The organism is Tessaracoccus lapidicaptus (genome assembly GCF_001693815.1).
Taxonomy (GTDB): Bacteria; Actinomycetota; Actinomycetes; order Propionibacteriales; family Propionibacteriaceae; genus Arachnia; species Arachnia lapidicapta.
On record NZ_MBQD01000023.1, the window covers coordinates 46,617 to 68,448 of the forward strand.

Below are 21,832 nucleotides of genomic sequence, written 5' to 3' on the forward strand. Positions count from 1 at the left end.
TCACGCCCCTCCTCCGGTTGCGCGTCGGTACTCGACGACGTCGTTCCACAGCAGATCCTGACGCTGCAGCAGGTCCTGCACCTCCGGCAGCTCCCACGCGTCGTCGATGCTCAGGCCCCGCGCCGCGGCGGCGGCGGCGCCAACATCCGCGCCGGGCTCGTCGGCGAACCACGCCGTGATCGACCGCGTCGGACACACCTCCACCACGACCTCGCCGTTCGCGGAATCCTCACCGGGTCGCACCGTCGACGGGTCGACCTCAGCGACGATCACCAGCCGGGTTCCGTGACGGGCGAGGCCCGCCACCGACGCCAGCACCATCGCCGCGTACTCGGCGTCCTCGGCCTCCCGCTCGGAGTAGCCGAGCTCGGCCAGGAGTTCGGGCGTGACGGTGTGCGCCGGACGCTCCCGCAGCGTCGTCGACCCGTCGAGCGCGCCCATGTCGTCGGCCGCGATCGGGATGAACACCAGTTGTCGCTCCACCCGACCAGCCTAGATGCAGCAGGGCGGGAATCGGAGTAGGTTCGACCGCGACATGATGCGCACGCTCGGACTCCTGTTGCTGCCGCCGCTGCTCCTGCTGGCCGGATGCGGCTCCCCGGACGCGGCTCCCGTGACGGTGGACCTCACGGTGACGGACCCGCCTGCGGCCACGCGGACGGTCGACGTGCCGCTCGGGGCGACCCTCACCCTGCGCATCACCACCCCCACCGACGACCGCGTGCACGTGCACGGCTACGAGATCGAGGCCGACCTTCCGGCCGGTGTCGCCACGGACGTGACCTTCGACGCGTCGATGGCGGGGACCTACGAGGTGGAGTCCCACGTGACCGACGCAGTCTGGCTCGATCTGGTCGTGCGGTGATCCCGCTCCACGGCATCGCCTCACGCGGGGATCTCCCGCTGCCGTTCGAGTTGGTCCTGGCGGGTGCCGCCGGCGCGTTGGTGGTCACCTTCTGGGTCGCCCTGTTCGCGTGGCGCACCCCGCGGTTCCGTGATCAGGCCGGGATCGAACTGCCGCGGCTGACCCGCGTCGTCGACTCGCCGTGGTTCTCGCGGCCGCTCCGGATCGCCGTGGGGCTGGTGTGGCTGGTCGCGGCGTTGGCACTGAGCTTCGGGCAGGACCGCATCGACAACCCCGTCTTCGGCTTCGTGTACGTGCTGGTCTGGGTGGGTCTCGTCCCCGTCTCGCTGCTCTTCGGCGGCGTCTACCGGCGCACCAATCCGCTCCGGCTGCTCCTCAGGTTCACGGGGGCGACGGCTCCGCCGGGGAGCCGGCCCGGCGGCTCGCGGCTTCCCGCAGCCGCTGCGCTGCTGGGCTTCCTGTACTTGGAGCTCGTGCAGCCGGACGGTGCGACGCTGCCCGTCCTGCGGGGCTTCGCAGCGGCATGGGTGGCCTGGGTGGTGGCCGGCGTCCTGGTCCGGGGCCAGACGTGGATCGCACGCGCCGATCCGTTCGAGGCCTACGCCTCCGCCATCGCACGTGTCTCCCCCTGGGCCCGCACCCGCAGAGGCGTTCTCCTGCTGGTGAACCCACTGCGCAACCTGGCCTCCTGGCATCCGCCGCGACACCTCGCGGTCCTCGCAGCGGTGCTCCTGGGTGGCACGCTGTTCGACGCCCTCTCCAACACCTCCTGGTGGGTCCGCGCCACGCAGGACCTCGCGGGGTGGGCCGGCTGGCTGGCCGCGACCGCCGGTCTCCTCGGTGCGGTCACACTCATCGGCGCCCTGTTCCATCTCGGCACCCGGCCCTACCGCGGACTCGGCCCCGATCAGCTGGCACCGGGGCTCATCCCGCTGGTGGCGGGCTACGCGCTAGCCCACTACGGCACGATGCTCTACCTCGACGGGCAGCGCACGCTCTTCCGATTCAGCGACCCGCTGGGCCAGGGCTGGGACCTGTTCGGTCTCGCGGAGGCGGCGCCGGCCACGGGGCTCTTCGCGTATCCCACCGCGATCGCCGTCGCCCAGGTGCTCACCATCGTGACGGGGCACGTCGCGGGGGTGCTCGTGACGCACGACATCGCGCTGCGCTCCGGGGAGCAGCGGGTGGCCGTGCACGTGCCGCTGCTGGCGGTGATGGTGGTGTTCACCGTCGGCGGTCTCACGCTGATGTTCGGGGGCTGACCGGCCGAGCTGTTGTCCGCCGGTGCGCGGGTGTTGTCCGGAGCGCCGGAGGTGTTGTCAGGTCGGGGGCAGGTGTTGTCTGGGCCACGCGGGGGCGCGGGGAGCCCGGACGCACGTCACTAGCGTCCACGGCATGAGCCTCCCCAGACCCGTGAGCATCGTGTCCCGCCCAGCGCCGGCGCAGCCGGTCCGCGCGCCGCGCCAGGCGTTGTCCCTGGCCGGCGCCGTCGTCGAGACCATCCTGGGGCGTCGGCCCCTGCATCAGCTCAGACCGCACCTGAGCGGCCACGCCTTCCTCAGCCTGGCGCGCTACGTCGAGGACCCACATCTGCGACGGGCGGCCATCCGCCGCGTTCGCTCCCAGATGCCCACCGAGCGGGCCGTCGAGGCGAGTGTGACGCTCGACCTCGACGGGAGGGCGCTGACGTGCGTGCTCCGCCTGGACGTCCGCCGCGGTGCCTGGCGCTGCACGCATCTGACGGTGTTGACCCCGCTCGGGGCCGTCGCTGCCTAGCTGGTGCGGCCGTGGCAGACCTTGTACTTGCGACCCGAGCCGCAGGGGCAGGGCTGGTTGCGGCCGACCTTCTCGGTGCCGGCGCCGGCCTCGTCGGCCGTGGTGGTGACGTGCCCGGTCTCGTCGGGGGCCGAGTAGTTGAGGTGGGCGTCGGCGTGCCGTTCCAGGCCCTTGGCCAGGGGAACGTCCGGCGCGGGGACCTGGACGGGCGCGCCCTCGGCGTCGCGGACCAGACCGACCTCGAGGGCGGGCTCGGCCGGGCGCACCTGGACCTGCAGGTTGAACAGGAAGCCCACGACCTCCTCCATGAAGGCGTCCATCATGGCGGTGAACATGTCCCCGCCCTCCCGCTGGTATTCGACCAGCGGGTCGCGCTGGGCCATGGCGCGCAGTCCGATACCCTCACGCAGGTAGTCCATCTCATACAGGTGCTCGCGCCACTTGCGGTCGAGGACGGTGAGGAGCACCTGGCGCTCGAGTTCGCGCATGGTCGCCTCGCCCAGCTCGGCCTCCCGCGCGTCGTAGGCACGCAGCGCGTCGTCGACGAACAACTCCACCATCTCGTGCTGCTCGGGCAGGTCCTCGTCGACGACGGCCGGGTCGACGCTCACCGGATACAGGGTTTTCAGTTCCGTGAACATCGTCTCGAGGTCCCAGTCCTCCGGCAGGCCGCTCGTGTGGGCCCGCACGACATCGGCGACGACCCGGCGCACGTTCGCGCGCAGCTGCTCGGAGACGTCGGCGCCGTCGAGGACGCGGCGACGGTCACCGTAGATGGCGTGCCGCTGCCGGTTGAGGACGTCGTCGTACTTGAGGACGTTCTTGCGCATCTCGAAGTTCTGACCCTCGACCTGCTTCTGCGCGCTCTCGATGGACTTCGACACCGACTTCATGTCGATGGGCACGTCGTCGGGCACCTTCATCATGAGCAGCGCCCGCTCCAACAGCTCGGGGCGGAACAGCCGCATCAGATCGTCGCTGAGGGAGAGGTAGAAACGGCTCTCACCCGGGTCGCCCTGGCGGCCTGAGCGGCCGCGCAGCTGGTTGTCGATGCGCCGGGACTCGTGCCGCTCGGACCCGACGACGTAGAGCCCTCCCAGCGCGACGACCTCGTCGTGCTCGGCCTGCGCCTGCTCCTCCAGGGCGGTGAGGGTCTCGCCCCACCGGGCCTCGTACTCGTCGGGCGTCTCGTGGGGGTCGAGGCCCGCCTTGCGCAGCTGCAAGTCCGCCAGGAACTCGGGGTTGCCACCCAGCATGATGTCGGTGCCGCGTCCCGCCATGTTGGTGGACACGGTGACGGCACCCTTGCGACCTGCCTCCGCGACGATGGAGGCCTCCCGCTCGTGATGCTTGGCGTTGAGGACCTCGTGCCGCACGCCGGCGCGCTTGAGGAGACCGGAGAGGAGCTCGGACTTGGCCACCGATGCCGTGCCGATCAGCACGGGCTGACCCGCCTCGTGACGCTCGACGACGTCCTTGACGATGGCCTCGTACTTGGCCTCCTGCGTCCGGTAGATGAGGTCGGGCTGGTCGATGCGGACCATGGGGCGGTTCGTCGGGATCGGGATGACGCCCAGGCCGTAGATCTTCTGGAACTCGGATTCCTCCGTCTTCGCCGTACCCGTCATGCCGGCGAGCTTCGAGTACATGCGGAAGAAGTTCTGCAGGGTGATGGTGGCGAGCGTCTGGTACTCGTCCTTGATCCGCACGCCCTCCTTGGCCTCCAGGGCTTGGTGCAGGCCCTCGTTGTAGCGCCGTCCAGCCAGGGTGCGGCCGGTGTGCTCGTCGACGATGAGCACCTCGTCGCCGGCGATGACGTAGTCCTTGTCCCGCTTGAACAGCTCCTTCGCCTTGATGGCGTTGTTGAGGTACGAGATGAGCGGCGTGTTGGCGGACTCGTAGAGATTGTCGATGCCGAGGCGGTCCTCGACCTTCTCGATGCCGGGGGCGAGGACGGCGATGGTGCGCTTCTTCTCGTCGACTTCGTAGTCGACGTCCCGGACCAGCGTCTTCGCGAGCTTCGAGAAGACCGGGTACCACTCGTGGGTGTCTTCGGCTGGGCCGGAGATGATGAGCGGGGTGCGGGCCTCGTCGATGAGGATTGAGTCGACCTCGTCGACGATGGCGTAGTGGTGCCCGCGCTGGACGAGGTCGTCGCGACGCAGCGCCATGTTGTCTCGCAGATAGTCGAAGCCGAACTCGTTGTTGGTGCCGTAGGTGATGTCGGCGTTGTAGGCGGCGCGGCGCTGCTCGGGGGTCATCGACGCGAGGATCGCCCCGACCTCGAGCCCCAGGAAGTGGTGGATGCGGCCCATCTGCTCGGACTGGTACTTCGCAAGGTAGTCGTTGGTGGTGACGATGTGGACGCCCTCACCGGTCAACGCGTTGAGATAGGCCGGCAGTGTGCCGACCAGCGTCTTGCCCTCACCGGTCTTCATCTCGGCGATGTTGCCCCAGTGCAGCGCGGCCCCACCCATGAGCTGCACGTCGAAGTGCCGCTTGCCGAGCACACGCACCGACGCTTCGCGGACGACCGCGAAGGCCTCCGGCATGATGCGGTCCAAAGACTCGCCGTCGGCGATGCGCGCCCGGAAGGTGTCGGTCTCCCCCCGCAGCTCCGCGTCCGACATGGCCCGGAAGTCCTCTTCGATGGAGTTGACCTGATCTGCCACCTTCTGGAGCTTGCGCAGCTGTGCTCCCGAACCAAGGCCGCTCAGAAAATCCATGACACCCATGAAGAGGTTCCTCACCTTCCGCGTCCACCGCGACGTCCACGGCGATACCGCTGGCCATCCTAACGCCAGCGGCAAAGGGGCGGAGACCGCCGTGCCCCGGCCGGGGGCCGGGGCACGGGGTTGCTCGTCGGTGTCGGACTCAGGAGACGTTCAGGTGGATCACGCCGTAGTTGTAGGCCTTGCGCCGGTAGACCACCGACGGGCGCCCTGTGTCGGCGTCCTGGTAGAGGAAGAAGTCGTGCCCGACCAGTTCCATCTCGTCCAGCGCCTGGGCGAGGGTCAGCGGGGCCGTACTGAACTCCTTCTCGCGCACGACGAGGGGGCCGTCGCCCGTCACGACCAGGCCGGCCACGGAGTGCGTCTCCACGCCGTCGCCGTTGAGGCTCTCGGCCTCGGTGGGGGTCGCGACGACGTCTGGGACGGCCGCGGCCCGGAGCCCACGGTGGGTTTTGCGCCGGTCGGCCGCCTTGCGCAGCTGGCTCTTGAGTCGGTCGAGGGCCGTCTCGAAAGCCTGGACCTTGTCGTTCGAGCGGGCCTCGGCCCGCACGACGGGTCCGCGGCTGCGTAGCGTCAGCTGCACCTCGACGGCGTCTGAGGGGTCCTTGGTCCCCTCGGAGGCATGGAACTCGACCTCGACGCGAATCACCCTGTCCCGCAATCGCTCGATAGTGGCCAGCCGCTCGGTGACCAGTTCCTTCAGCTCGGGATTGATCGTGCAGTGCCGACCTGTGACGACGATGTCCATCGTTCCTCCGTCTGTCGTGGGGCCTGTCGGCCCATCTCGGCCGTGCCCGGTGCCTTCCGGGGCACGGATGGCACAAGCCGCAGGGTCCCCGTTGAACGGGCCTGCGGCTTCTCCATGAATCAACGCTACCCCCATCGAACAACCCTGTCAGGAGCGAAACCAGATCCTCAGGCATAGTCGGCGTCCGCGATGACCGCCGCTCCCACGACGACGACGCCCGCGGCACGCAGCGCCCGGACCGCCTCGCGGAGCGATGCGCCCGTGGTGACGACGTCGTCGACGACCACGACGGGCCGCGGGCTCGGGCGGCCCGCCATCGACCCGGCCAGGTTGGCCGCGCGGGCCTCACGGCCGAGTTCCTCCTGGTCCCGACCCGAAACCGCGCGGACCAGCAGCGTCGCCGTAGGCAGGCCGAGGCGACGGGCGGCTCCCCGGGCCAGCCTGAGCGCGTGGTCGTCGCCTCGGGCGCGCACCGCCGATGGCCGGGACGGGACGGGCGTGAGGATGGTCCCGTGCGGCGGCGAGAGGCCGGCGACGGCGCGGGCGAGCAACTCCGACAACATTCCGGCCAGATGGAGGGCTCCGTCGTCCTTGTAGCGCGGCACGACGTGGTTGAGCACCGGTCGGTAGGCGCAGGCCGCGGTCAGGGGTGTCTCGAGGCCGCGGTCGAGGTGGCGGACTGAACCCTCCAGCGCCTCGAGGCAGTCGCGGCAGAGGCCCCACCCCGGCGCGCGGCACCCGGGGCAGGCCGCACCCAGGAGGAGGTCGGCGGCAGCGTCGATGAATCTGTGCATGGCGTCATGGTGGGCGGCGTCCTCGCCCGGTCACCACTGTCCACAGCCTCAGCTGGCGTAGGCGATGGCGGCGATGTCCTCGGCGAGTCGCGTCCATCGGGTGCGGGCCTCATAGCGCCAGACCGTCCCCGCAGCCGTCCTGGTGGCGATGGCCCCGCCTCCGAGGCGGGCGTTGGCGGTCAGCCCGGCGACGTCGCCGGAGAACGGCCCGAGCTCCTCGACGAGCGAGCCGTCGATCTCGACCGAGTAGACCGAGCGCAGCCCGTCGCTGGTGGCCGCGACCGCGAGGGAGGTCTCCGCCTGCCAGGCCACCGCGGAGACGTCGGTGAGCGACTGCCCGGACGTGTCCACCATGGGCAGCGGCGCCCATCCCGTGACCGTGACGGGCGTCGTCGGCAACACCTGGGCCATGCCCAGCCGGCCGGTGTCGTCTGACCCGACGAGGAGGGCGATCCTCGCCCGGGCCGGTGACACCGCGAACTCCAGGACCTCCAGTCCCACGGGCAGATCGAGGGACACCAGCTCGACAGAGCGCTGCCGGTCCACCGTCAGCAGCACGGGGCGGCCGGAGGGTCCGTCGGCGAGCAACCAGAGGACCCCCAGCGAGAAGCTGGGCGACCTGAGGTTCGTGTAGCCCGTCTCCACCCGGGTGAGCTCGGACCCGGGGGCCCCGACGGCCAGCACTGTGCGGGAGTCGTCGATGATGGCGGCCTCGCCGTCCAGGGACACCGCGATGTCGGCGACAGGCAGGTCGACGTTGCGCCATCGCTCGACCTGGCCGTCGCCCGTCAACCGGCCGGGGGCGCCGTCGTCGACGGCGAAGAGATCGACCGAGGCGGCCCGGGACAGGATCTGGTAGCCCTGCTGCCCGGCGAGCTCGAGCACCCCGTCGGCACGGCTCCCCGGCAGGATGAACGGAACCCCGTCGTTGGTGACCACCAGCCCTGTGGCGCGGGGGATGGCCGTGAGCGACCACATGAGTTGGGCCCCCAGCCTGCGGCGCGCGTCGTCGCCGAGCCGCTCGGACAGGCCGGCCAGGTCCACGGTGACGACGCCGTCGGAGTTGAGGCTGGCTCCGGCGGCCCCCAGCCTGACTCCGTTGGGCAGCGCGTTCGACACCGCCTGGGCGACAGTAGGCGACGGGCCCGCGAGGAGGGCCTCGACGATCGCCTCCGGGGTGACGCGGGTCTCCGGCAGGTGGATCGGATCCGGCACCACGTGCCCGCCGGCCCGGGCCAGGTAGTACAGGGTGATCCGCTGGTAGTAGCGCTCGAAGATGTAGCGGGTGAGGAGCAGCCCGGGTGGTGGCGCCGCGATGCGCCACTCCCCGTCGAGCTCCGTGAGCGTGAACTGGTGCACGAATGGCGCGGCGGCGGCGGTGTAATGCCCGTGCAGGTCCAGCGTGCCGAGCCGCTGGCCCGTCAACGAGGCCATCTCGCCGTCGCCGGTGACGGTGGCGTCGACGACGGTGGCCGACGCGGGGTCCCACTCCTCGGCGGCGGCCGGGGTCAGGTACTGGCGGGCGACGGCGTAGTCACCCTCCGGCGCGGCCATGGCCTGGAGGAAACCCTCGACGAGTCGCGCGGGCGCCACCCCTGCCTCGGGCGGCTGCGGGGCGATGTCGATGCCGCGGGGCTGGGTGGAGACCGGCACCTCCTCGATGGGGCCGGCCGTGGGGATCCCGGTGCATCCGGCGGACAGCAGCACCAGCAGCGTGATCAGAGCTCCGAGCGGTCTCATCTGCCGACCTCCAGCTGATCGTCGTCGAGGGGGATGACGGGCAGGGGCGACGCGGACAGATCGTGCTCCGGATCGCGCGGCACGGTGAGCCGGAACTGGGCGCCGCGGCCGGGCCTCCCCCAGGCCGTGAGCCAGCCTCGGTGCAGCCGGGCGTCCTCCATGGAGATGGCCAACCCGAGCCCGGAGCCACCGACGATCCGGGTTCTGCTGGGATCGGCCCGCCAGAACCGGTCGAACACCCGTGCGGCGTGCTCGGCCTCGAAGCCCACGCCGTGGTCGCGGACCGTGACGGCGACGGCGTGCTCATCGGCCGCGACCACCACATCCACCGGCCTGCCCTCCGCGTGCTCGATCGCGTTGGTGATGAGGTTGCGCAGGATCCTGCGGATCCGCCGCGAGTCGACCATCGCGGTGGTGTCCCGGCCGCGCCGCTGCAGGCTGAGGGGGACCCCTGCTGCCTCAGCCATCGCCCGCGCGGCCGCGACCTCCGACTCGACCAGCGCCGCGACGTCCATGTCCTCGAGCGTGAGCACGGCGGCGCCCGCGTCGAACCGGGAGATCTCCAGCAGGTCGGCGAGCATCGCGTCGAAGCGCTCGATCTCGCTGTGCATCAGCTCGGCGGAGCGGGCGGTGAGCGGATCCAGCGCGTAGCGGGAGTCGTGGATCATGTCAGAGGCCATCCTGATGGTGGTCAGGGGCGTGCGCAGCTCATGGGACACGTCGCTGACGAACCGCTGCTGCAGCGTCGAGAGGGTCTCCAGCTCGCGGATCCGCTGCTGCAGCTGGGCCGCCATGCGGTTCATGGACTTCGCCAGGCTCGCCAGGTCGTCGGTGCCGCGCACGGCCATCCGCTCGCCCAACTCCCCCGACGCCAACCGCAGCGCCGTCTGACTGGCCCGGCGCACCGGTCGCACCACCTGGTGCGTCACCAGGTAGGCGACGAGGGCGAGAGCCGCCGCCAGAGCCACACCGGTCCCGGCCACGGCGCCCTGCAGGACGCGGAGCGTCTGGGTCTCCGTCGTCATGGGGAAGATGTAGTAGACGGGATACCGCTCCCCCGTCGCCCCCACGAGCGCGGAGCCGATCGCCCAACCGGGCTCGGGAGCCACCCCGGGATCGGTGAAGACGACCTGGGTCGGCGTCACGAACATCCCCTCCGACGACTCCACGCGCTCGACGAGATCGGTGGGAACGGACTCGGAGCGGATGCCGGTGGACACCAGGCGTGACGTGGGGCCCTCGATGACCACGCGGTACTGGGCGGCCTGGGCGTCTGCCAGGTCGGCCAGGCGGTTGAGCGCCTCGTGGACGGCGACGCCCCGGTTCTCCGGGCTGCGCAGCTGGGCCTGCATGAACGCGTACACGCCGGCCGCTTCGTTGAGCGACGCGCTCTTCTTGGCGGCCACGACGCCCGCCGTCGCCTGCTGGAGCAGGACGACGCCAGCGAGGACCATGAGGAGCATCGACAGACCCAGAGTGGAGATGAGTACCCGCAGCGGCAGCGACCGCCACCACAGTCGGCGCACCCCGCCCTGGGTCCTACGCCCTCGGCTCACCGGCCCGGTACCCGATTCCCCGCACGGTGACGACGATCTCGGGGTGTTCCGGATCCTTCTCCACCTTCGACCTCAACCGCTGCACGTGGACGTTGACCAGCCGCGTGTCCGCCGAGTTGCGGTAGCCCCACACCTCGTCGAGGAGCGCCTCGCGGGTGAAGACATGTGACGGCCGCTTGGCCAGCGCGAGCAGCAGATCGAACTCCAGCGGCGTCAGCGACAGCTGCATACCGCCGCGCCGCACCGCATGGGAGGACACGGAGATGGTCAGGTCCCCGATGGTGAGGGTGTCGGCGCCCGACTCCTCCTGCGAGCGACGCAGCCGGGTGCGGATCCGGGCCACCAGTTCCTTGGCCTTGAACGGCTTCGCCACGTAGTCGTCCGCGCCGGCCTCGAGGCCCGCGACGACGTCCGCGGTGTCGGACTTGGCCGTCAACATGACGATCGGCACGCCGGACTCGGCGCGGATGTCGCGGCAGACCGCGACACCGTCGCGGCCGGGCAGCATGAGGTCGAGGAGCACGAGATCGGGACGCGCCTGCCTGAACTCGGCGACGGCGGCGTCGCCCGTGGAGCAGCGGACCGTGTCGAAGCCTTCCTGCCTCAACACGATCTGCAACATCTCCGACAGCGCCGCGTCATCGTCGACGACGAGGATGCGCGCCTTACCTCTCGGGTCGCTCACACCGATCTCCTCTTGCGTTCGCGTCCATGGTAGCCAGCCACGACGCCGTGACAGGCCAATGCCTAGTTGAGCGCCGGTTCGTCGGTCCAGGTCGACCACCTGCCCGGCGCGCCACCGACGCGGCGCAGGACCCGGCGCCAGAGACCTTCGGGGGTGCCGAAGACGTCTTCGGCGTGCGCGGTCGTCCGGAACCACGATCCGCGGATCAGCTCGTTCTCCAGCTGTCCGGGTGACCATCCGGACAGCCCGACGAACAGCCGCAGCTGGTTGAACGACGACCCGACGAGCTCAGGGGGGAAGTTGAGGTCGACGACGCCGATGTGCGGAGCGATGGCCTGCCACCCTGGTGGCGGGGCCGTCGGCGTGGCCGGCTCTCCGAGCGCAACGACCACGTCGGGGTTGACGGGGCCGCCCTCGAACAGCGCCACTGGCGGACTCATGTGGTCGCGGAAGGCCTCGTGCACCCCCGAGACCGGCAGCTCCGACAGCCGCGTCAGGCAGACCCCGATGGTGCCCTGAGGGTTGTGTTCGAGCAGCAGGATGACGGACTGGTCGAAGTAGCCGCCGCGCCCGGGCTGCGTGGCCACGAGCAACTGCCCGGCGGCGATCGCTCCCGTGTGCATCACGAGACCCACTCTATCCGCCCGGAACGACGACGCATTCGTCCTCGGCGGGACGCGGGAAGCCGGCGCCCCCGCACCAGCTCAGACCGGACGCTCTCCCCGCGTCAGCCTCTCGACGATGGTGTGGAGGCGCGCGGCCCGCGTCTCCGGGCGGCGTGCCAGAGCGATCCAGCCCAACGCCTGCTTCCGGACGCTCGGTGGCGATGCCTTCCAGGCGCCGCGAACTGCCGGATCAGCGTCCAGGGCTGCTGCAAGCTCAGCCGGTTCCTCCAGCGCCTCCACGGAGTCGAACACGGTCCACATCCCCGTCGCCTTCGCCCGCTCGATGGCGGCGAGACCGGCAGGTTGGAGGCGACCCTCGCGCGCAAGCTCGGCCACGCGCGCCTTGTTGGAGGCGGCCCACGGGCTGTTCGCACGCCGCGGCGCCATCCACTGCATCGCACGCTCCTCGTCGAGCACCTTCACCTGGCCGTCGATCCAAGCCCAGCAGAGCGCCTCGCGGACGAGGTCCTCATACGGCACGGCGGTCCGGCCCGAGCGGGCGCGCCAGCCCACCACCCAGACACCCTCGCGACGGGTATGGTTCGCCGCGAGCCAGTTCCGCCAGTCCTCCAGCGTCGCCGGGTGGAAATGCTCTGCATCCGTCACCATGCTGTCATCCTGCTGGCGACGAGGGGCGCGGCACAAGATCCTCCGCGACCCGGAGCCCCGCGGTCACTGCGTCGGACCCCAACCCGGCTCCAATTGCTTGTATCTCCCCTGGACGCATGCCTACATTGCCAAGGATCACAAGGAAACGGAGGCGATCATGATCCTGACCACACGACACCTACGCTCCGTGGCACTCGCGGTGGCGTCGATCGGGGCGATGGTCGTGGCCGGCGGGTCGGCCAGTGCCGCAGGAGCGATCCCTCTCAACGGGGGACAGGAGGCTCCCGCCCCGCTGAACCACGGCGCACGGGGCTGGTTCAGCTACGAGGTGTCGGGAACTGAACTGTGCTACACGCTCTCCGTCTCCGGACTGTCCGCCCCCGCGGCAGCCGCCCACATCCACGTAGGGCCTCGCAATACGCCGGGACCCGTCGTCGTCCCACTGATGGTCGAGAACACCACCACCTTCGAGACAGCCGGATGCGCTGTCGTCGAGGCCTCGCTCCTTGAAGCAATCGGGGAGAACCCGCGCGCGTACTACGTCAATGTGCACACGCCCACCAATCCGGCCGGCGAGATCCGTGGCCAGCTGAAGTGACCAGCCCCGGGCGGTCCGACAACGTATAAAGGGGCCGTCAGCGAACTGAATCGCCCCAGGTTTCGTGCCGCTCTCATGTGGGGAGCAGCTCTTGGTTGGCAGCATCCGCATCGAAGGGGTGCCGTCGCCGGGCTGCGGAGGCTGCAGCGGCATGGCGGGTGTGGGCCGTGCGGCCTGGCCAGGCCTCCCAGTCAGTCAGCGCGGTGTTCCAAGAACTGCTGCCCACAAACACGGACCGGCTGGCCCCGCACGCTGAGGGTAAGGGCGGCATGTCGCGAGGGTACGCACATCGGCTGCGAGATCGGCATGTGTTTGCTAGCCGAGGCTCGAGATTCGCGGCGGCCTACGAGTCGATCGCTCCGGTGGTCTGGCACGTATGCGGCACGGGCCCAGCATCGGCTTCCCCAATGCGGTTCCGACTGAGCCAAAGACCTCGGCGGGTTTGACAGGATTCGAACACGTCAGCCACCGCTGAACGTTCGTCGTCCTGCCCGTTCGGCGAACCGGTCAAGCGCCGAGAGCAGGCCTGGGACGGTCCAGACCCTGACGCCACCGATCGGCTTCTCGACACGTAACACCCCGGTCGCGACCAGACGGTCAAGGATTCGGTAAACGCTGGGCACCGGTACTCCAAGATCGGCCACCATCTCGGCGGTAAGCGCCGGCTCGCCCGAACACAGATCCGCGACCTTCATCAGATTCGCAGTCCGCCGGTCAGCCGTGGCCAGAATGCGGTCGCGGAGATCGTTGATGTCAGAACGCAGGATGTTCGCATTCTCCATGGCCCGACGACTGGCCTCGACGAAGGCTTCCACGATGGGCACAAGGTCTCCGCGCCGGTAAGCGGTCAGCGCCGCGAAGTACTCCCCCGTGTCCGCCAGCAGGCCCGAGGAGATCGGCACCGTCATCCGCGGAGACACCCCACGATGCCGAAGAATCGACGACACGAGAGCCCGACCGGTTCGCCCGTTGCCATCGGTGAACGGATGAATGGTCTCGAACTGAGCGTGCGCGATCGCGGCCTGCACCATGGGCTGCAGATCGGTACGGCGCGCGAACACACACAGATCATCGATCGCGGACTCCACCTGGTCATGCGAGGGCGCCACGAACGTGGCGGTCACCGGGGACCGGCCCCCGACCCACACGCTCTGGTCGCGGAACCTGCCGGCATTGGCCGGGTCGTCCCCGCCATTGAGACGCTCATGCATTGCCCTGATCGTGTTCGGGCTGATCCTGTCGGCCAGCTCGATCGCTGCCCGCATCGCGTCGGTGTTGGCCGCGATCATCACCGCGTTGGCTCCGGTCCTGCCGCCCAGCGACGCCAGTGCGATCGCCCGCGCCCCGGCGGTCAGGTTCTCGATCTGCGAACTCGAGGCGGACTCGGTGCGCAGCAGGACCGACGCGAACGGGACGCCCCAGGACGCCGATTCGGCGTCGAACGCCCGGATGTCTGCACAGACCTGGTCCGCTTCGCCCGCCAGCGCCGGATCCACGCGTGGTGCGAGGTCGCCGATGACCGCGGGAACCGCAAACCGGAAGGTGCCCCGGTTCAATGCACGCTGGCGCCTGCTGGCAGCCGGATCATCGGCGTGCCACGTCGCCTCGATGTATCCGACACCCGGCCAGGCGTCCCAGGTCTCCATATGCTCCACGTCCTCCTAATGAGAGAATCATAGCCGCATATTCTCATTAGACGCCCTGTTGAGAGACTAACAGCATCCATTCTCACTAGCGCCCTGAGAGTAGGTCCCTGGCTCGAGCCATGAACTGTCAGTGGAGGCGCGAAAGCTGACCGACCGCCGGGATCCGACTGAACTGGCGGTCGAGGTTCTTCACGCGGACCCTGATCAGTCGCGCGCCATGCCGGGCCGCGGGAAGATCCCTCGACGAGATGCTGCGACGCAGCGCGTCGACGCGACCTGGACGTCGCTGTGGCCGCCGAAGGTGAGGAGTTCCTCCGTGGTGGCCCCGGCGCCCGCGATCATCGTCAGGGCAGAATGGCGCGAGCCATGCCACACGAATCCTTTCGGGACGATCGGGCGGCCGGCGGCCGTCAGCTTGGCGTCGGCCGCTTCGATCGCCTTGGCGAAGTGGTTCCGCAGCACTTTCGGATGCAGGTACTGCATGCCGCGGGGGCTCTCGGGAACAGCGGTGCGTCGGCTGCGTCAGCGACCCGAGCAGTGAGCTGCGCGTCGAGGACTGCCCTCAGCTCAGAGTCCGGGGCCAGTGGAAGCTCGCGAATGCCTTCTTTGGTCTTGGGCGTGTCGAGCACGAGCCCGTTGCCCCGGCTGATCTGCTCTCTGGTCACGACCTGGCCCGAAGCCTCGGCGCGCTTGACCGCCGCGTGGAGACACGTCGTGCCCGCAGGTGACGCGGACCTGGTAGAGCCTCACGTCGCGGCCATGACGTGTCCGATGCGCCCGCCAGGGACACGCCCTTGTTCAGCAGCCCTGCAGGCATGTGGAGATCCAGGAATCCGATCCGAGCCCGCAGTACCCAGGTACCGTCTCTCTCCATGGGAGTGCCCACCTGGGCCCTGCTGTGCGACCAGCGCTCACCGCGCAACATGGCTCTGACAAGGAAAAAGGGGCCGTCAGCGAACTGACGGCCCCAAGGGGTGGAGGTGCTGGGAAACTATTCAAACCCGGATCCCCGCCGGATAGGCGTGATCTCGCGTCTCAGGGCGGCTACCCCGGTCGAGACACCTGCCGGGAATCCAACCCGACAGACGGTGCAACCGCGGGCAAGTCGGATGCAGAAGCTGCGTCCCGACCAGATCGCAGAGCTGGTCGCCGCCTACCAGGAGGGCGACACGACCTACGTGCTGGCTCGGCGCTACGGCGCCAAGCGAGAGACCATCTCCCGGCACCTTGAGGAGGCGGGCGTCGCCCGCCGGGGCGGAGTCAAGCGCCAAGACGACTCGGCCGACCAGATCGTCTCCCCTGCCAAGATCCGCGACTGGGCTCGAACGAACGGCTACCAAGTCAGCGATCGCGGGCGAATCCCGGCGCCGATCAAACAGGCGTGGTTGGCAGCCCGCCAGCGTGGACTCACGGGTCGTGTCGGAGCTCGCCGATAGAGTCCTGACTACCTGCGGACCGAGAGGGGGCAACGGTGGCGCTCACGACGTCGCTCGCGGGACGAGTGCGCAACACGAACCTCCCCAAGAGCCATTCGCTACTCCCCCTGCTGGAGGCTGTTATCAACGGTCTCCAAGCGATCGACGTGCGCTTCGGCGACGACATGAGCCAGGGACACCTTCGAGTCATGATCGAGCGAAGCGGGCAGGAAGAGTTCGACTTCGAGCCCACCGGCCCCGGTCGTGTGGCGCTGAAGCCGATCACGGGCTTCGTCGTCGAGGACAACGGCGTCGGCTTCACGCCGGACAACATGGACTCCTTCGAGACCCTGGACACCGACTACAAGGCGAACCTTGGCTGCCGTGGTGTTGGCAGGCTGCTGTGGCTCAAGGCGTTCGACAAGGTCTCCGTCCGCAGCGCCTACCTGGCTGACGACGGAGAGCTGTGCGCGCGGCAGTTTAGGTTCTCCATTGCTGGCGAAGTTGAGCACACCGAGACTCCCGACAACCTCAGCGATGCCGGTACCGCCGTTCACCTGGACGGGTTCAAAGAGGCCTTCCAGAAGAGTGCGCCGAAGTCAGCCGACGCCATCGCTCGCGAGGTCTTCGAGCACTGCATCTGGTACTTCCTCCGCCCCGGCGGTGCTCCGGACGTGAGCATCGTCGACGACGAGGTCGTCTCGCTCAACAGCCTGATGGAGGATTTCGTCTTCTCCGAGCTGCCTTTGACGACGGTCGAGGTCAAGGGTCAGAAGTTCGAGATGGCGAACCTCTGCCTGAAGTCGTCGACCCGTAACCCCACGCCGCGGCTGTACTGGTGCGCCGCGAACCGCCTGGTCATGGAAGAGAACCTCACCGGGAAGATCCCCGGGTTGTACGGACGGCTCAAGGACAAGACCTCAGCCGAGTTCGCCTACGCCTGCTACCTCTCCTCCGACTACCTCGACTCGCACGTGCGGGCCGACCGCACGGCCTTCGACATCAGTGAACGAATCCCCGGAGCGACCCTCGAGGACGACATCTCGATCGAGGACATCCGGACGGGAGTGCTCGACGCCATCGAGGAGCTCCTGGCCGACTCGCTCACCGCGGCGCGCGAGGAGGGCAAGGCCCGAGTCAGCGAGTTCGTGAGCAACCGAGCGCCCCGGTACCGACCGGTGCTGGCACGACTGGATCCTCTCGGCGTGACCGTGGACCCGTCGATCAAGGACCAGGACCTTGAGCTCGTCCTGCACCGACACCTCCAGAAACTGGAGGCCGACGTCATCGAGCAGGGTCACGCGGTCTTCGCCGAGGCTGACACCACGACACCCGAGGTCTACCAGGCGCGCCTGAACGAGTACCTCCAGACCGTCACGGACATCAACCAATCCGATCTGGCGGCTTACGTCTCACGACGGCGGGCGATCCTTGACGCCCTCGGCAAGCTCATCCGATCCAACGAACTCGGCAAGTACTCCCGCGAGGACGCCATCCACTCGCTGCTCATGCCGATGCGCACCGACTCCAACGAGATCGGCACCGACGCCTCGAACCTGTGGATCATCGACGAGCGACTGGCCTTCATGACTACCTCGCCTCGGACAAGACACTCAAGAGCATGCCGATCACCGGATCCGACTCCGCAAAGGAACCCGACATCCTGGCGACACGACTCGTCGGCTCCCCTGGATCCCCGGTGCTGGCAGCCGAGGGCGAGACGCTGCCCTTGCCCTCGATCGTCGTCGTCGAGATCAAGCGACCGATGCGGAACGACGCCTCGGAGGACAAGGATCCGATCTAGCAGACGCTCGACTACGTGAAGCGCGTACGCAACGGCGGAGTCATGACGGCGTCGGGGCGTCCGATCCCGGCCTCGAAGGACCAGCCCGCCTTCTGCTACGTGCTGGCCGACCTCACAACCACAATGGTCAGCCGGTGCGAGTACGCCGGGCTGCGCCCGACCCACGATGGCATGGGCTACTTCGGCTTCAACGAGCCGCACAAGGCCTATATCGAGGTCATGTCCTTCGACCGGCTCGTGAACTCGGCCACCGAACGCAACCGCGCTTTCTTCGACAAGCTCGGGCTGCCATCCACGTAGCCCGGAGCTGAGCGAGAAGCCGGTTCCCTGACAGGCACTTCTACTCGGATTCGAGCTCGAAGAACACCTCGGCCTGCCGACGGATCAGCGCGAGCTTCTTGGCGATCGGGCTGTGGTTGGCGTAGCCGAGCCGCTCAGCGATCTCGTGCTGGCGGTAGCCGCTGGACAACAGCACCACGATCTCGCGCTGCTGGCTGTCGAGCAGGGCAAGGAAGTCGCTGGTCACCAGCTTGCCGAGCACCTCACTCTCCGGGCTCTGAACCGGGATCGTATCGGTCAGCTCGACGAAACGTACCTGGACCTTGTTCCGCTTACGGTAGAGCTTGCGCTCGAAGTCCTCTCGTGCGTTCGACCACTTCGTGGAGAAATCATCGGCGACCCGGTGGCTGCGGACTGCGTCAAGGATGCCTCGGAGACGACCGGTTGCGTCGGCCGCCTCGACGGTCTCGGCAACGACCTCAGCCGCCTCCTCCTCGCCCATCCAGATCGGGCCACCCATCCGAGGGTTGCCGGTCACGCTCCCTCCAGAACGCTGCCGTCGACCAGGGTGACCGGACCAACGACCTTGCCCTTATCGACCTCGGGGAACGTTCGCAGGATGTCCTGGATGACGTCCGTGACGGGCGGCACCCAGAAGTCCAGGTTGTGAGCCAGTAGCCGGATCGGATCGTCCTTCGAGAAGGCCGACAGCCTCGAGCCGGAGTTGAGGTGCGGCCAGACAGTCCAGGCCCAGGCCTTGGCGAGCCGGTCACCGAAGTCGGGAGTGAGGAACCGACCGACGTTGCTGTGGTCGGCGAGAAACGGCCACTGGCCACGACGGAGCAGCGGCAGCCCGAAGCGGTCGAGCGTGGCCTTCGGGAGCAGGTGGAAGAGAGCCTCGTACTCGAAGTAGTGCGACTCCGTGCGGGGCACCAGGATCGTGTTGATGTCGCCCAGGTCGGCAAGCTCGGCGATCGGCGCGGGCAGGTCATCCTCATCGAAGAACCGACGACGGAACTGCGCCGCCTCCCAGAGCATGTTCCACATCCCGACCTGGCCGGCCATCTCCAGGTTGGGCTGGTCCATCTCGATCGCCACGTAGTCGGGCAGCTCGGGCTCGACCGGACGAATCACGCCACCGAACAACATCCCGGCGGACATGTTGTAGAGCGACGGGTACTCGTCGGGCGTCGCCTTGCCCGGCGGCACGAACGTCTCCTCGCGCTGCCAAGCCTCGATCTCGGCAGTGGTCGGTTCGCGCTCGTCCTCGACCAACCGTCCCGTGTCCTCTTGCATCTGCGTCATGCCCTACCTACGACAGTTCGGCCGAGAATTGTTCCTACCGCTCAGTCGCCTGGCCGGATACGGTTCTGGGTGAGACGGTCGATCACCTGGCTCGGCAGGCAGCCGTTCTCGGTCATGACCGACCGCACGTGTTGCTTCTGAGCCTGCTCGGAAGCGATGCCGACCGCAGTGGTCAACAGGTCGCCCCAGACGACCGCGACATCGCTCCCAATCTCCTCGACTGTGCTGGGCGACGCCAGGTGGACGTTGGGGTTCGCCGCTGGGGCGTGCTGCGGATCGACCGACAACTTGTCCGACACGATGATCGCGGGGCTACCCGCTGGCGGGTTGTCCATGCCCCGGTCGGCGGCGAGCTGGTCGAGCTGGGTGTTGGCCTGGCGGACGTCCTTGAGCGGCAGCAGGCCGTCGTCGTGCTCCTCAGACTTGGCCTCGATCGTCATCCACATGGCGGTGCCCCAGACCCAGTCCGAGTCGCACCGCCCCTGGCCCTTGGGCTTGGAAGCCTCGGCTCCGAGGAAGGACCCGAGCGTCGTCAGGCCACATTCGTACCGGGTCGCCTCATCCTGAGCGAGCGCCTCCTGCATCTCAGTCAGGGCGGCGTTGATCTTGTTCGGCTTGAGCTGGCCGCGCAGTCGCGCCACAACGGCGTTGACCGCCACTACATCCATGGGCACGAGCGGAACCTCTTCGGCACCAGGCAGGTCCCGCATCTCCTTCAGCCAGGTGGCCCTGTTGCCGGCGAGAGCTGCTTCGCGAACAAGCTGCCGAGCTCGAGCCCGCTGCGTCTCGTCCTGAGCTCCCAGATGCAGCCATACCCCAGCGATGTAGAGCAGCAGACCTCGGTAGCCCCGGGTCGCCTCCGGCCCGACATGGGGCACAGCTTCCTGCAGTTTCTCGCTCGCCCCGAGCCAGTCCCCGCCGAACGCCAGCTGCCACGCCTCGACCTCCAGAGCAGCAGCCTTGCCGAGGGCGTCGGCAGCCGGAGGCTCGACCTTGACTGCGTCCTGGCGAAACTCAGCGACTGCGGGCTCACCCTGTTCACGCCAATCCGCTTCGTGCTCAAGGAACATCTCGACGTTCTCGATGACCTCGTCTGGATCTGCACCCTTGCTGTTCTGCCAGCCGAACTCCACCTCAGCCTGCAGCTCAGGCTCGAGCGCCTTGAGGTTCTCGGGCCGAGAGAAGTACTTCATGATGTCCGAGCCGAGAACGACGACCACGGCATAGTCGTTGGGGCCACGGGTACAACGACCAGCACCCTGCACGATGCGCGTCCGAACTCGCTCCGCGAGGGCAGCGTTGGCCTCGGCCCGCTCGCTCAGGAACTTCTCCTGCAGGCCGACCGCATCGGGCTTGCCACCAAGCACCACAATCCGGCAGGCGGTACCCGGGAGATCCAGACCGTCGTAACGGTTGGCCAGCCCCAGGACGCCGGTCGCAGCACTCGCGAAGGCATCCAGCCCCTGCTGCTCCAGATCGTCACGCCCCAGGACCGGAACACCGTCGCCCGCCAACGCCTTGGCCGCCGCCTCAGTGTTGGCGACGCTCTCCTGACTGAGCACCAGCGCCTTGTCGGTCAGCCCGATGATCCGCTTGGTCAGCCCCGCCGGGTCGTTGCCCTTGACGATGTCCGGGAAGACGAACAGGCGGCGACCAGAGCGCGGCGGCGTCTTGGTCGGTAGCGGCATCCGGACGATCTCCCGTCGACCGAAGGCGCGCTCCAGCTCACCACCGGAGCCGAGCGTCGCCGACAGGTAGATGCGCTGCTCGGCGCGCGCGAACACATGGTTCTCGAAGGTCGGCGGGATCATCGGGCGGATCTGGATGCCGCCGTAGGACAGGTAGACACAGCACGACGCCAGTCCCGCCCGGATCATGGCGACCTTGTAGGAGTACGGCGTCGGCAGGGCCGCCAGGGCCGCGTCGAGCTTTGCCAGCGCCGCGGGGTCGACAGCCGGGAGGATCAGGCGCACCTGATGGTGGGCACCGGGATCGGGCTGGCCTTCCAGACGCTGGATGAGCAGACCAGACAGGAACGGCTTCAGCGACTCGAGGATGGCCAAGTAGGCAGCCTGGTCCTCGTGGCGCCGGATGTTGATCGCGTACTCGTTGCCGACAAACTGCTCGCCTGCGTGGGCGTCGTCGAAGAGCAGCAGACGGGGCTCAGGAATCTTCGGGCTGCTGTTGAAGATCGAGCTGTAGGTCGTGATGCCGATTGCCTCGCCACCCTCGACCGAGGCCTCGTCGATGGGGTCCCAGTCACGAGCGCGACCGACCAGGACTCCTACTGGAATGCCCTCACGCTGTGCCGTCCCTGCCACCTGGCGTGCGAGCTGCTTGGTCGGGGTGGCGTAGATGACCGGACCCTCGGCCTTGCCACGCACCCACTCGCCGATTAGCAGACCAGGCAGCGTCTTGCCCGTGCCGGTCGGCAGTTCGAGTGCCAGATCGGAAGTCTTCTGGTGGCTTTCGGCGTAGGCACGGATGACGTCACCCTGGTGCAGCCAGAGTGACGGAACGGCCTCGGTAGTCCGCGGCAGCGTCCCGTTGAGGTACAGCTCCTCCGGCGACGGGAACTGCTGAGCCGCTCGCTTGGTCTTGCCCTGAAAGGCCAT

General features: G+C 68.5%; 21 protein-coding genes. 7 read left to right on the forward strand and 14 right to left on the reverse strand.

Annotated elements, in window-relative coordinates:
* Complete coding sequence (locus BCR15_RS09995; RefSeq protein ID WP_078919544.1) at window positions 1-483, reverse strand: DUF6912 family protein; 483 nt, start codon at window positions 481-483, stop codon at window positions 1-3.
* A 52-nt stretch (window positions 484-535) separates the two neighbouring features.
* Between BCR15_RS09995 and BCR15_RS10000 the strand changes: the two genes are divergently transcribed.
* From BCR15_RS10000 to BCR15_RS10010, 3 genes are all read left to right on the forward strand, one after another.
* Window positions 536-865, forward strand: coding sequence for a hypothetical protein (locus BCR15_RS10000; protein ID WP_068752066.1), 330 nt, complete (start codon window positions 536-538; stop codon window positions 863-865).
* Complete coding sequence (locus BCR15_RS10005) at window positions 862-2,127, forward strand: hypothetical protein (RefSeq protein ID WP_068752067.1); 1,266 nt, start codon at window positions 862-864, stop codon at window positions 2,125-2,127. The genes BCR15_RS10000 and BCR15_RS10005 overlap by 4 nt, the downstream gene beginning before the upstream one ends.
* Before the next feature lie 133 nt (window positions 2,128-2,260).
* Window positions 2,261-2,641 (forward strand): Rv3235 family protein, encoded by a 381-nt coding sequence (locus BCR15_RS10010; RefSeq protein WP_068752068.1) that lies wholly within the window; start codon window positions 2,261-2,263, stop codon window positions 2,639-2,641.
* Here the strand turns inward: BCR15_RS10010 and secA are convergent.
* The 8 genes from secA to BCR15_RS10050 form a co-directional block, all read right to left on the reverse strand.
* Window positions 2,638-5,376, reverse strand: a complete 2,739-nt coding sequence (gene secA, locus BCR15_RS10015; protein ID WP_443081343.1) for a preprotein translocase subunit SecA — start codon at window positions 5,374-5,376, stop codon at window positions 2,638-2,640. The genes BCR15_RS10010 and secA overlap by 4 nt on opposite strands.
* A gap of 139 nt (window positions 5,377-5,515) precedes the next feature.
* Entirely contained in the window at window positions 5,516-6,121 is a 606-nt protein-coding gene (gene hpf / locus BCR15_RS10020) for a ribosome hibernation-promoting factor, HPF/YfiA family (protein WP_068752069.1), read from the reverse strand.
* A gap of 167 nt (window positions 6,122-6,288) precedes the next feature.
* The gene (locus BCR15_RS10025; RefSeq protein ID WP_068752070.1) at window positions 6,289-6,915 is read right to left on the reverse strand and encodes a ComF family protein; all 627 of its coding nucleotides are present in this window, start codon (window positions 6,913-6,915) and stop codon (window positions 6,289-6,291) included.
* Window positions 6,916-6,963: 48 nt separating this feature from the next.
* Window positions 6,964-8,655, reverse strand: coding sequence for an LpqB family beta-propeller domain-containing protein (locus tag BCR15_RS10030; protein ID WP_068752071.1), 1,692 nt, complete (start codon window positions 8,653-8,655; stop codon window positions 6,964-6,966).
* On the reverse strand, window positions 8,652-10,130 hold the full coding sequence (gene mtrB, locus BCR15_RS10035; protein ID WP_141680110.1) for an MtrAB system histidine kinase MtrB: 1,479 nt from the start codon (window positions 10,128-10,130) through the stop codon (window positions 8,652-8,654). Before mtrB ends, BCR15_RS10030 begins: the two co-directional genes overlap by 4 nt.
* A gap of 64 nt (window positions 10,131-10,194) precedes the next feature.
* On the reverse strand, window positions 10,195-10,896 hold the full coding sequence (mtrA, locus tag BCR15_RS10040; RefSeq protein ID WP_078919542.1) for an MtrAB system response regulator MtrA: 702 nt from the start codon (window positions 10,894-10,896) through the stop codon (window positions 10,195-10,197).
* 62 nt (window positions 10,897-10,958) lie between these two features.
* On the reverse strand, window positions 10,959-11,519 hold the full coding sequence (locus tag BCR15_RS10045; RefSeq protein WP_068752230.1) for a YqgE/AlgH family protein: 561 nt from the start codon (window positions 11,517-11,519) through the stop codon (window positions 10,959-10,961).
* A gap of 81 nt (window positions 11,520-11,600) precedes the next feature.
* Window positions 11,601-12,170, reverse strand: a complete 570-nt coding sequence (locus tag BCR15_RS10050; protein ID WP_068752072.1) for a YdeI/OmpD-associated family protein — start codon at window positions 12,168-12,170, stop codon at window positions 11,601-11,603.
* A 157-nt stretch (window positions 12,171-12,327) separates the two neighbouring features.
* Between BCR15_RS10050 and BCR15_RS10055 the strand changes: the two genes are divergently transcribed.
* The gene (locus tag BCR15_RS10055; RefSeq protein ID WP_068752073.1) at window positions 12,328-12,768 is read left to right on the forward strand and encodes a CHRD domain-containing protein; all 441 of its coding nucleotides are present in this window, start codon (window positions 12,328-12,330) and stop codon (window positions 12,766-12,768) included.
* 461 nt (window positions 12,769-13,229) lie between these two features.
* Here the strand turns inward: BCR15_RS10055 and BCR15_RS10060 are convergent, their stop codons facing one another.
* Complete coding sequence (locus BCR15_RS10060) at window positions 13,230-14,414, reverse strand: Fic family protein (protein ID WP_068752231.1); 1,185 nt, start codon at window positions 14,412-14,414, stop codon at window positions 13,230-13,232.
* 204 nt (window positions 14,415-14,618) lie between these two features.
* Complete coding sequence (locus BCR15_RS10065) at window positions 14,619-14,897, reverse strand: site-specific integrase (protein ID WP_068752074.1); 279 nt, start codon at window positions 14,895-14,897, stop codon at window positions 14,619-14,621.
* 626 nt (window positions 14,898-15,523) lie between these two features.
* Here BCR15_RS10065 and BCR15_RS10070 point away from each other — a divergent pair.
* Genes BCR15_RS10070 through BCR15_RS15115 form a run of 3 tightly spaced genes read left to right on the forward strand, consistent with a single transcriptional unit; the run spans window position 15,524 to window position 17,933 of the window.
* Complete coding sequence (locus BCR15_RS10070; RefSeq protein WP_068752075.1) at window positions 15,524-15,850, forward strand: Lsr2 family DNA-binding protein; 327 nt, start codon at window positions 15,524-15,526, stop codon at window positions 15,848-15,850.
* A 35-nt stretch (window positions 15,851-15,885) separates the two neighbouring features.
* Window positions 15,886-17,652 carry a hypothetical protein gene (locus BCR15_RS10075; RefSeq protein WP_197971674.1) on the forward strand — a complete coding sequence of 589 codons (1,767 nt, stop codon included), beginning with the start codon at window positions 15,886-15,888 and terminating at the stop codon, window positions 17,650-17,652.
* Window positions 17,649-17,933 carry a hypothetical protein gene (locus BCR15_RS15115; protein ID WP_197971673.1) on the forward strand — a complete coding sequence of 95 codons (285 nt, stop codon included), beginning with the start codon at window positions 17,649-17,651 and terminating at the stop codon, window positions 17,931-17,933. Before BCR15_RS10075 ends, BCR15_RS15115 begins: the two co-directional genes overlap by 4 nt.
* Window positions 17,934-17,973: 40 nt before the next feature.
* Here BCR15_RS15115 and BCR15_RS15120 read toward each other — a convergent pair whose 3' ends face one another.
* From BCR15_RS15120 to BCR15_RS10085, 3 genes are read right to left on the reverse strand one after another with little or no spacing between them, the layout of a single operon-like run.
* Window positions 17,974-18,450: an RNA polymerase sigma factor gene (locus tag BCR15_RS15120; RefSeq protein ID WP_197971672.1), complete on the reverse strand. Its 477-nt coding sequence runs from the start codon at window positions 18,448-18,450 to the stop codon at window positions 17,974-17,976.
* Window positions 18,447-19,217, reverse strand: coding sequence for a hypothetical protein (locus BCR15_RS15125; RefSeq protein WP_197971671.1), 771 nt, complete (start codon window positions 19,215-19,217; stop codon window positions 18,447-18,449). Before BCR15_RS15125 ends, BCR15_RS15120 begins: the two co-directional genes overlap by 4 nt.
* 41 nt (window positions 19,218-19,258) lie before the next feature.
* A complete protein-coding gene (locus BCR15_RS10085) occupies window positions 19,259-21,832 on the reverse strand; it encodes a DEAD/DEAH box helicase (RefSeq protein ID WP_068752076.1) in 2,574 nt (857 codons plus the stop codon).

Excerpts from the sequence above, each read along its gene's own strand:
- BCR15_RS10000 (WP_068752066.1), top strand. The coding sequence starts at position 536 with ATGATGCGCACGCTCGGACTCCTGTTGCTGCCGCCGCTGCTCCTGCTG.
- BCR15_RS10010 (WP_068752068.1), top strand. The coding sequence starts at position 2,261 with ATGAGCCTCCCCAGACCCGTGAGCATCGTGTCCCGCCCAGCGCCGGCG.
- secA (WP_443081343.1), bottom strand. The coding sequence starts at position 5,376 with ATGGGTGTCATGGATTTTCTGAGCGGCCTTGGTTCGGGAGCACAGCTG.
- hpf (WP_068752069.1), bottom strand. The coding sequence starts at position 6,121 with ATGGACATCGTCGTCACAGGTCGGCACTGCACGATCAATCCCGAGCTG.
- BCR15_RS10025 (WP_068752070.1), bottom strand. The coding sequence starts at position 6,915 with ATGCACAGATTCATCGACGCTGCCGCCGACCTCCTCCTGGGTGCGGCC.
- BCR15_RS10030 (WP_068752071.1), bottom strand. The coding sequence starts at position 8,655 with ATGAGACCGCTCGGAGCTCTGATCACGCTGCTGGTGCTGCTGTCCGCC.
- BCR15_RS10045 (WP_068752230.1), bottom strand. The coding sequence starts at position 11,519 with ATGCACACGGGAGCGATCGCCGCCGGGCAGTTGCTCGTGGCCACGCAG.
- BCR15_RS10050 (WP_068752072.1), bottom strand. The coding sequence starts at position 12,170 with ATGGTGACGGATGCAGAGCATTTCCACCCGGCGACGCTGGAGGACTGG.
- BCR15_RS10055 (WP_068752073.1), top strand. The coding sequence starts at position 12,328 with ATGATCCTGACCACACGACACCTACGCTCCGTGGCACTCGCGGTGGCG.
- BCR15_RS10060 (WP_068752231.1), bottom strand. The coding sequence starts at position 14,414 with ATGGAGACCTGGGACGCCTGGCCGGGTGTCGGATACATCGAGGCGACG.
- BCR15_RS10065 (WP_068752074.1), bottom strand. The coding sequence starts at position 14,897 with ATGCAGTACCTGCATCCGAAAGTGCTGCGGAACCACTTCGCCAAGGCG.
- BCR15_RS10070 (WP_068752075.1), top strand. The coding sequence starts at position 15,524 with ATGCAGAAGCTGCGTCCCGACCAGATCGCAGAGCTGGTCGCCGCCTAC.
- BCR15_RS15125 (WP_197971671.1), bottom strand. The coding sequence starts at position 19,217 with ATGACGCAGATGCAAGAGGACACGGGACGGTTGGTCGAGGACGAGCGC.
- BCR15_RS10085 (WP_068752076.1), bottom strand. The coding sequence starts at position 21,832 with ATGGCCTTTCAGGGCAAGACCAAGCGAGCGGCTCAGCAGTTCCCGTCG.